Below are 7,840 nucleotides of genomic sequence, written 5' to 3'. Positions count from 1 at the left end.
CGTCCATGGCGGCTGCTTCATGGCCTTCGCCGATTACTGCCTGTTCGCGATCGGCCGGAACGCGCTGAACGGCCGCGGCGTGACGGTCAATTTCGCCTGCGAGTTCCTGGATGCCGGGCATGAGGGCGAGCTGATCGAGTGCACCGGCGAGGTCACCCGCGCCGGCGGCKCATTGATCTTCCTGCGCGGGCAGATGACCTCCGGCGAGCGCCTTCTGTTCACCTTTTCCGGGACGATCAAGCGCGCGAAGTGGAAGTCGCTCCCTCAGCCAAACGCATAGCTCGACGCCTTCCCTTTTGCCGCCCCCTCGCCCAGACTTGCGAGAAGCGCGGTCGCGCCGGGGAGCAGGAACAAGGTGCCGCAGAGCACGTCGCCGAGGGGTCGCGCAGCGGCCTCGGTATCATCGCCGCTACCGTCCGTGGCCGCGACCGGCGCCCGTAACTGGCGCGATTATGCGCTGCTGTTCGCGCTCGCCTGCTGCTGGAGCTCCACCTATCCGCTGGCCAAGCTCGCCCTGGACACGATCCCGCCCATCACCTTCATCTCGGCGCGGTCGCTGATCGCGGCCGCCTTCCTGTTCGCGATCCTGTGGATGCGCGGCGTCAGGATCCCGACCGACGCGAAGGCCTGGAAGCTGTTCGCAACCCAGCAGCTGATCAACTCGACCTTCCCGTTCCTGGTCATCACCTGGTCGCAGCAATATGTGCCGGCGTCCAACACGGTGGTGCTGGCCTCGACGACGCCGATCTTCGCCTTCCTGATCACCTCGCTGATCACGCGCCACGAGCCCGCCACGCTGTTGAAGCTCGCAGGCGCAATCCTCGGTCTCGCCGGCACGGTCGCCATCGTCGGCCTCGATGCGCTCAGTGGTCTCAGGGGTGAGATCATCGCGGAGATCGCGATCCTGCTCGCCACCATCTCCTTTGCCTGCGCGACGATCTTCGGCCTCAGGCTGTCCGACTACGACCCGATGGTGGTGGCGGCCGGCTCGCTGCTGTTCGGCGGTCTCATCCTGCTCCCGCCCTCGCTGATCATCGACCAGCCCTGGACGCTGCATCCGACGTTTCAGGCGATCATCGCCACCATCGTCATGGGCRTCGTCTCCAGCGCGTTGGGGTTGATGCTGTTCTACGTCTGCCTCGGCCGGCTCGGCACGCTGACCACGAATGCGCAAGGCTATTTGCGCATCCCGATCGGCGTCGGCCTGTCCGTGCTGCTGCTCGGCGAGAGCGTGCCGTCGAACCTGGCGCTGGGCCTGCTGCTGGTCATGGCCGGCGTCGCCGCGATGACGGTGCCGGCGGAGCGGCTGAAGCTGCGCTAGCGCGAGGCGCTAGGGTTTGGCGTCGTCCGCCAGCATCTTCCGGTACTTCTCGACGTCGCGCGTCACCAGCTGCTGAAGCAGCTCCGGCGTATGCTCGTTGTCATCGGGCGCGACAGTCGACAGGTCGGCAAAACGCTTCTTGACCGCGTCGGTCTCGACCGCCGTGCGCGCCGCCGCATTCAGCCTGGCGATGACGGCCGGCGGCGTGCCCTTGGGCGCGAACAGGCCGTTCCAGCCCTGCGCCTCGAATTCGGGCAGGCCGGCTTCGGCTGATGTCGGCAGATCGGGCAGCGTCGCGAGCCGCACGGTCGAGCCGACCACGAGCCCCCTCACCAGCTTCTCGTTGATCGACTGCGACACCGAGGCGGCCGCATCGCAGACGCCGTCGATCTGGCTGCCGACCGCATCGGTCAGCGCAGGCGCGGCGCCGCGATAGCCGACCAGCGTCGCGTCGATCCCGGCAGCCGTGACGAAGCTCTTGCAGATCAAATAGTTCGAGGAGCCGACGCCGGCATGGCCGAGATTGATCTTGCCCGGATTGGCCTTGGCGTAGGCGATGAACTCCTTGAGGTCCTTCGCCGGAAAATCCTTCCGGATCGCGATGATGCCGAACGTCTTCGCCACCATGGCGATCGGCACGAAGGATTCGGGCGTGAACGGCAGCTTTGGATAGATCGTGTAGGTCGCGGCATTGGTGCCGGCATTGCCGATCGCGATGGTGTAACCGTCAGGCTCGGCGCGCGAGGCGCGTGCCAGCGCGGTCGAGCCACCGGCGCCGGCGACGTTCTCGATGACGATGGTCTGGCCGAGCGCGATGCCCATCTGCTCGGCGACGGTGCGCGCGATCACGTCCGAGGTGCCGCCGGCCGCGAACGGCACGATCATGGTGATCGGACGTTTGGGGAAATCCTGGGCGAAAGCGGCAGTCGTGAGCGACAGCGCCGCGATCGCGGCGAGGACCCGTTTCAACACGAACGAAATCACGCGGCCTTTTCCAGATGCGCGGTGAGACCGGCGAACAGGCCGCGGCCGTCGGTGCAGCCCATGATGTCTTCGACGTGGTTTTCCGGATGCGGCATCATGCCGAACACGTTGCCCCTGTGGTTGAGGAGGCCGGCGATCGAATGCGCCGCGCCGTTGATGTTGTGGCTCTCGTCAACCGCGCCGTCGGCCGAGCAGTAGCGATAGAGCACCCGCCCCTCGCCCTCGATGCGCTTGATGGTCTCCTCATCCGCCTCGTAATTGCCCTCGCCATGCGCGACGGGGACGCGGATCACCTGGCCGGCATTGTAGCCGCGGGTGAACGGCGTGTCGGAGCGCTCGACGCGCAGATGCACGTCGCGGCAGATGAATTTCAGCCGCGCATTGCGCATCAGCACACCCGGCAAGAGGCCGGACTCGCAGAGGATCTGAAAACCGTTGCAGACGCCGAGCACGAGGCCGCCCTTGGCCGCATAGTCGCGCACCGCATCCATCACCGGCGCACGCGCGGCGATTGCGCCACAGCGCAGGTAATCGCCATAGGAGAAGCCGCCGGGCACGACCACGAGATCGGTGCCTGCGGGCAGCGACGTCTCGGCGTGCCAGACCATCGCGGGCTCGCTGCCCGAGATCAGCCTCAGCGCGCGCGCCATGTCGCGCTCGCGGTTGATTCCGGGAAAGACGAGGATGGCGGCTTTCATGGCAGGGGTTCCGACGGTGACGGGAATCGGGCTGGCCGAAGGGCCAATTCGTGAAGAGACATAGCCATTTGACGGGGATTTTACCAGTGCTAGCCTCGCCGGACGGCCTTGTACACAGGCCATAGCCACGGCGCTTTTGCCTGACGATTTTGCCCGGGATTGCAGCCATGAACGTCCCGTCGCTGCCCGCATCCTCCGCCGATCCGGTGTCCGCTGAGGGCGTCGTCGCCGCGGGTGCCTATGTCGACGGCCGGCGCGTCGCCAACATCGCCATCAGCGAGGCCTCGAGCTGGCGGGCCAAGCCCGGCCACGTGGTCTGGATCGGGCTGCACGAGCCGGACGCGGCCCTGCTCGGCGCCGTGCAGAAGCAGTTCGACCTGCACGATCTCGCGATCGAGGACGCCGCCCACGCCCATCAGCGGCCCAAGATCGAGCAATATGGCGAGGCCCTGTTCATCGTGGCGCGGACGGCGCAGCTGGTCGAGGGCCGGATCGCCTTCGGCGAGACCCACATCTTCGTCGGCGAAGGCTATCTGGTCTCGGTGCGCCACGGCGCCTCGACGTCCTACACGCCGGTGCGCGAACGCTGCGAAAGCTGCCCGCGGGCGCTCGCGCGCGGCGAGGACTACATCCTCTACGCCATCCTCGATTTCATCGTCGACAACTACTCGCCCGTGCTCGAGAGCATCCACGACGAGGTCGAGGGCATTGAGGACGACGTGCTCTCCAAGCCGATCAGCAAGGCGCAGATCGAGCGGCTCTACATGCTGCGCCGCGACCTGCTGCGGCTCAGGAACGCGATCGGCCCGCTGGTGGAGGTCTGCCGCCGTCTGGAGCATGACGAGCTGGCGATGGTGCGGCAGGCCATGCAGCCGCTGTTCCGCGACGTCACCGACCACGTCAGGAACATCCAGGAGCGCATCGATTCCATGCGCGAAGTGCTGGCCTTCGCCTTCGAAGCGAGCCTGCTGGTGGGACAGGCGCAGGAGACGGCGGTCTCCAAGAAGCTCGCCTCATGGCTCGCGATCCTGGCCGTCCCGACCGCAGTCGCCGGCATCTACGGGATGAACTTCAAGTACATCCCGGAGCTACAGCTGGAATACGGCTACTTCATCGTGTTGGGATTGATGGCGCTCGCCTGCCTCGGACTGTACTGGCGCTTCCGCCGCGTCGGGTGGCTGTGACCCGCGAACCTACACGGCAACGAAGCTCCTCATCCTGAGGAGCGCGCCCCCTGCGCGCGTCTCGAAGGATGAAGGCCGAGGTGCGAGAGCCAGGCCCGCATGGTTCGAGACGGCGCTTGCGCGCCTCCTCACCATGAGGGTTTGCAGGCCGGACTAAACGATCTCGACTCGGTAGTTCTCGATCACGGTGTTCGCCAGCAGCTTGTCGGCGGCCTCCTTCAGCGCCGCCTCCGCCTTGGCCTTGTCGGCGCCGGCGAGTTCGATGTCGAACACCTTGCCCTGGCGGACACTGGCGACGCCGTCGACGCCGAGCGATTTCAGCGCGCCTTCGATGGCCTTGCCCTGCGGATCGAGGATGCCCGTTTTCAAGGTAACGGTAACACGTGCCTTCACGTCGAAAACCCCTTTAGCTCTTCACCAGCACCGGGCCGGAGCCCGCCGGACGCTCGTTCTCCATGAGGATGCCGAGGCGTTTTGCAACTTCGGTATAGGCCTCCAGCAGCCCGCCGAGATCGCGGCGGAAACGATCCTTGTCGAGCTTCTCGTTCGACTTGATGTCCCACAGCCGGCAGGAATCCGGCGAGATCTCGTCGGCCACGATGATCCGCATCATCTCGTTCTCGAACAGCCGTCCACACTCCATCTTGAAGTCGACGAGGCGGATGCCGATGCCGAGGAAGAGGCCGGTGAGGAAGTCGTTGACACGGATGGCGAGCGCCATGATGTCGTCGATCTCCTGGGGCGTCGCCCAACCGAAGGCGGTGATGTGCTCTTCCGACACCATGGGGTCGTTGAGCTGGTCGTTCTTGTAGTAGAATTCGATGATCGAACGCGGCAGCTGCGTGCCCTCCTCGATGCCGAGGCGCTGCGACAGCGAGCCGGCGGCGACGTTCCGCACCACCACTTCCAGCGGCACGATCTCGACCTCGCGAATCAACTGCTCGCGCATGTTGAGGCGGCGGATGAAGTGGGTCGGCACCCCGATGTCGTTAAGGTGCTGAAACAGGTACTCCGAGATCCGGTTGTTGAGGACACCCTTGCCCTCAATCACCTGATGCTTTTTCGCATTGAACGCGGTGGCGTCATCCTTGAAGTGCTGGATCAGGGTACCGGGCTCCGGGCCTTCGTAAAGAACCTTTGCCTTGCCTTCATAAATGCGACGCCGACGGCTCATGGGGATGTACCGTGTTTTGTTGAAATCCATGAATTTGGTGTGCTCCGGTTGACTAGGATTACGACCCACAGCGGAGCTGCCGTGAACGGCCGGGAACCCGTAGAAACAGAACGGGAACCAAGCCTTTAGGCAACCTATCCGATTGGCTGTCCGAGCACAATCGATCCGGCCGTCCGGCACCAACTTATACCGTTTTGCCTGCGGCTTAACGGCTCGTTGTTTTGCCGATTCGTGCCCCCTATCTAGGCATGCGCCGGGGCTGTCGCAACGAGGGCCGCCGGGTCCAGTCAGCAGGGAATTGGAAAAGGCATGAGCGAGATCAACAAGCGCGAGGAAGGCTTTGAGAAGAAGTTCGCCCTCGACGAGGAGCAGAAGTTCAAGGCGGAGGCCCGCCGCAACCGGCTGCTCGGGCTGTGGGCCGCGGAAAAGCTCGGCAAATCCGGCGAAGCCGCCACGGCCTACGCCAAGGAGGTGGTCGCGGCCGATTTCGAGGAGGCCGGCGATGGCGACGTCCTGCGCAAGCTCATGGCCGATTTCGCCGCCAAGAGCGTCGTCGTCACCGAGCAGGCGATTCGCGCCAAGATGAGCGAGTTGCTCGCTGTGGCCGCGGCCGAGGTGAAGGCGGGGACATAAGGCCGCGCGCGTCCCACACTCGCAGTCATTCCGGGGCGGTCCGTAGGACCGAACCCTGGTGCGCAATGGCGCACCTGAGAATCTCGAGATTCCGGATCGGCGCTGTCGCGCCGTCCGGAATGACGGAGGGCCAAATCACCCCTCCTTGAAGCCATACTCCGGCACGTTGCCGCTGGCGCCGTAATATTTGTACGGCAGGAACTTGCCGCTCATGGTGATCTTGACACGGTCGCCCTTCGGGTTCGCGACGCGCTCGATTCCCATGTCGAAGTCGATCGCCGACATGATGCCGTCGCCGAATTCTTCCTCGATCAGCGCCTTCCAGGCCGGGCCGTTGACCATCACCATCTCGTAGAAGCGGTAGATCAGGGGATCGGTCGGCGGCATCGGTGTGCCGGTGCCGCGCATCGGCACCTCGTTGAGCATCGCGGTCTCGGCCTTCGACAGGCCGAACAGCTCGCCGGCATTGGCGGCCTGGGGCTTCGTCAGTTTCATCTGGCCGAGGATCGCGCCGACGATCAGCACCTCCGCATAGCCGCCGATCTGCTCGCAGATGTATTTCCAGCTCCAGCCCTTCTCGCGCTTGATGTCGAGCAGCTTCTCGGTGAGGTCTTCGCGTTTCATGTCAGGGTCTCCTCTTGGTTAGGTGTCCGTGCGCCCGGGCCAAAAGCGCGAAGCGCGTCTTCATACAAAATGTCCCGGGCATCCACGTTCTTGGCTGGCTTAGGAAGACGTGGATGGCCGGGACAAGCCCGGCCATGACGTCTCCTTGAGCGGCTCCGGCTTGGCGTCGGAGGCGACCGTCAGCCCGGGCTTGCCGATATGCACCACAGGCACGTTGCGCGGATCGTGACCGGGCTTCTCGGCCGCGAATGTCTTGCTGCGCGTCACCAGGAAATCGATGATGTGGTTGCGCAGCGCGTAGTACAGCGGATGGCGGTGCAGGTCGGTGCGGCCGCGATCCTTCGGCAGCGGATTTTCGACCACCTCCGCGAGCACCGCGCCGGGGCCGTTGGTCATCAGGAAGATCTTGTCGGCGAGGTAGATCGCCTCGTCCACGTCGTGAGTGATCATGAACGCGGTCTGGCCAGTCTCCAGACAGATGCGCCGCACCTCGTCCTGAAGCGTTCCGCGCGTCAGCGCGTCCAGCGCCGAGAACGGCTCGTCCATCAGCATCATCTTCGGCGTGATCGAGAGCGCGCGGGCGATGCCGACGCGCTGCTTCATGCCACCCGAGAGTTCCGAGGGTCGCTTGTGCTCTGAGCCCGTCAGGCCGACGAGATCAATGAAGGTCTGCGCGTGCGCCTTGACCTTCGCCCGATCCCAGCTGCGCCATTTCGAGCTCACGGCATAGGCGACGTTGCCGAGCACGGTGCGCCAGGGCAGCAGCGCGTGGCTCTGGAAGATCACGGCGCGATCGAGGCTCGTGCCCGAAATCGCCTGCCCGTCGACGATGACGGCGCCTTCGCTCGGCGCGTCGAGGCCGGCGAGGATGTTGAGCACCGTGGTCTTGCCGCAGCCGGAATGGCCGATCACGCAGCAAAACTCGCCGCGCGGCATCGACAGCCAGAGATTCTCGAACACGGTGGTCGTGGCACCGCCCGCACCCGGATAGCGCTTTGCGATGCCTTCGATGGAGACGAACTTGTCGGTCATCGGCCCCTACTCCGGAAATGTGACCATGCGCGTGAAGCGCGCGAGGATCTGGTCGAGCAGCATGCCGACGATCCCGATCAACAGGATCGCGATGATGACGTTGGTGATCGAGAGGTTGTTCCACTCGTTCCAGACGAAGTAGCCGATGCCGGTGCCGCCGACGAGCATCTCGGCGGCGACGATCACGAGC

The 7,840-nt window shown here is 64.9% G+C and carries 10 protein-coding genes and 1 pseudogene; 4 read left to right on the top strand and 7 right to left on the bottom strand.

The genetic code is table 11. The features are described from left to right. Positions 1-280, top strand: a 280-nt coding sequence (locus AC1D00_RS17105; protein WP_477011481.1) for a PaaI family thioesterase, incomplete at its 5' end; no start/stop codon positions are given. Positions 281-355: 75 nt separating this feature from the next. Continuing rightward, the gene (locus AC1D00_RS17100; RefSeq protein ID WP_477011480.1) at positions 356-1,321 is read left to right on the top strand and encodes a DMT family transporter; all 966 of its coding nucleotides are present in this window, start codon (positions 356-358) and stop codon (positions 1,319-1,321) included. Positions 1,322-1,330: 9 nt separating this feature from the next. Here the strand turns inward: AC1D00_RS17100 and AC1D00_RS17095 are convergent, their stop codons facing one another. Continuing rightward, a complete protein-coding gene (locus AC1D00_RS17095; RefSeq protein WP_271577233.1) occupies positions 1,331-2,305 on the bottom strand; it encodes a tripartite tricarboxylate transporter substrate binding protein BugD in 975 nt (324 codons plus the stop codon). After that, positions 2,302-3,003 carry a phosphoribosylformylglycinamidine synthase subunit PurQ gene (gene purQ, locus AC1D00_RS17090; protein ID WP_477011479.1) on the bottom strand — a complete coding sequence of 234 codons (702 nt, stop codon included), beginning with the start codon at positions 3,001-3,003 and terminating at the stop codon, positions 2,302-2,304. The genes AC1D00_RS17095 and purQ overlap by 4 nt, the downstream gene beginning before the upstream one ends. Before the next feature lie 167 nt (positions 3,004-3,170). On the opposite strand from purQ, the gene AC1D00_RS17085 reads away from it, so the two are divergent. Further along, positions 3,171-4,187 carry a magnesium and cobalt transport protein CorA gene (locus AC1D00_RS17085; protein ID WP_135174152.1) on the top strand — a complete coding sequence of 339 codons (1,017 nt, stop codon included), beginning with the start codon at positions 3,171-3,173 and terminating at the stop codon, positions 4,185-4,187. Between the two features lie 153 nt (positions 4,188-4,340). Here AC1D00_RS17085 and purS read toward each other — a convergent pair whose 3' ends face one another. Continuing rightward, a complete protein-coding gene (gene purS, locus AC1D00_RS17080) occupies positions 4,341-4,580 on the bottom strand; it encodes a phosphoribosylformylglycinamidine synthase subunit PurS (protein WP_014494125.1) in 240 nt (79 codons plus the stop codon). A gap of 13 nt (positions 4,581-4,593) precedes the next feature. Next, the gene (gene purC, locus AC1D00_RS17075; RefSeq protein WP_008974302.1) at positions 4,594-5,361 is read right to left on the bottom strand and encodes a phosphoribosylaminoimidazolesuccinocarboxamide synthase; all 768 of its coding nucleotides are present in this window, start codon (positions 5,359-5,361) and stop codon (positions 4,594-4,596) included. A gap of 309 nt (positions 5,362-5,670) precedes the next feature. On the opposite strand from purC, the gene AC1D00_RS17070 reads away from it, so the two are divergent. Continuing rightward, entirely contained in the window at positions 5,671-5,994 is a 324-nt protein-coding gene (locus AC1D00_RS17070) for a DUF1476 domain-containing protein (RefSeq protein WP_135174151.1), read from the top strand. 135 nt (positions 5,995-6,129) lie between these two features. On the opposite strand, the gene cynS is transcribed toward AC1D00_RS17070, so the two are convergent. The 3 genes and pseudogenes from cynS to AC1D00_RS17055 all read right to left on the bottom strand — a co-directional run. Further along, positions 6,130-6,618, bottom strand: coding sequence for a cyanase (gene cynS / locus AC1D00_RS17065; protein WP_011088475.1), 489 nt, complete (start codon positions 6,616-6,618; stop codon positions 6,130-6,132). Between the two features lie 99 nt (positions 6,619-6,717). Further along, positions 6,718-7,650, bottom strand: a complete 933-nt coding sequence (locus AC1D00_RS17060; RefSeq protein ID WP_271577230.1) for an ABC transporter ATP-binding protein — start codon at positions 7,648-7,650, stop codon at positions 6,718-6,720. A gap of 6 nt (positions 7,651-7,656) precedes the next feature. After that, positions 7,657-7,840 (bottom strand): annotated as a pseudogene (locus tag AC1D00_RS17055) (nitrate ABC transporter, permease protein); the annotation flags it as partial.

This window comes from Bradyrhizobium sp. P2_E8 (assembly GCF_056403875.1).
This window is presented reverse-complemented; position numbering and strand designations above follow the sequence as displayed.